Annotated in this window: 1 protein-coding gene; it reads left to right on the top strand. The window is 47.5% G+C overall.

Translation table 11 applies throughout. The features are described from left to right. Window positions 1-673 (top strand): hypothetical protein (locus C1I89_RS34765; RefSeq protein ID WP_181391118.1); only part of this gene is annotated, 673 nt, incomplete at its 5' end. Window positions 674-892: the final 219 nt, after the last annotated feature.

The raw sequence follows: 892 nt of genomic DNA, 5'->3' as shown, positions 1-892 counted from the left end.
TCGTGGTACGTCGAAGCAAGCAGCTGATTATTGTAAAAAAGATGCCGATTATATTGAAAGAGGAGAATGCCCAGGTGCAGGAGGGCGTCGGACGGATTGGGAACGGTACATTGAATACGTCAAAGGACTTGGGCGAGAACCCACAGTTAAAGAGCTTTGTCAAGAATGGCCTTCGCTTTACGCCCGTTATCCCCGTGCTGTCCGAGAGATCGCTGCCAACAACCTCCCGTCTCATGCCCTCACCTCATCGACACCCCGAATGGGATGGCAACATGAAATCGCCGGAATTATTTCAGGTGACCCCCACCAAAGACGAGTCTACTTTGTAGTCGATAACGTCGGTAACAGCGGTAAGAGTTGGATGTGTAAATGGGCTTTGACGAAGTTTCCCGATGGTTGTCAAGTTCTTCGTATTGGTCGTCGTGATGATCTCGCTCATGTTATTGACCCCCAAAAGTGGATTTTTCTTTTCGATGTCCCCCGGCAACAGATGCAGTATCTCCAGTACAGTGTTTTGGAAATGTTGAAGGATCAGATGGTATTCTCCCCGAAGTACGAGAGCCAGATGAAGATTCTACCGAAATGTCCTACAGTGATTGTATTTTCTAATGAAGCCCCCGATGAGGCTATGATGAGTAGAGATAGGTATCATATCATTAACGTAAATAACTAATTTAAGCAACACGTGCAACATATCTAGGATTATAACCAAGTCTTAATAGACCCCTTCGCCAACGAAGGCGTCGTGTTTGTGGTAGGCCCCGCCTAAGGACTATCATGGCCGCTGCTCTCATGACTGCATCCGAATTCCTCGTTAGTCGGCCATTGATTCTCGTCCACCTCCTCGTCCTCATGCTCCCTCTGTACCGGTAAAAAGGCATGATTAGAAGCT

Origin of the sequence: Achromobacter pulmonis (assembly GCF_002885955.2) — a bacterium.
GTDB lineage: Bacteria > Pseudomonadota > Gammaproteobacteria > Burkholderiales > Burkholderiaceae_B > Achromobacter > Achromobacter pulmonis_A.
Note: the sequence above shows the minus strand (reverse complement) of the source record. Positions and strands in the feature narration are given on the sequence as shown.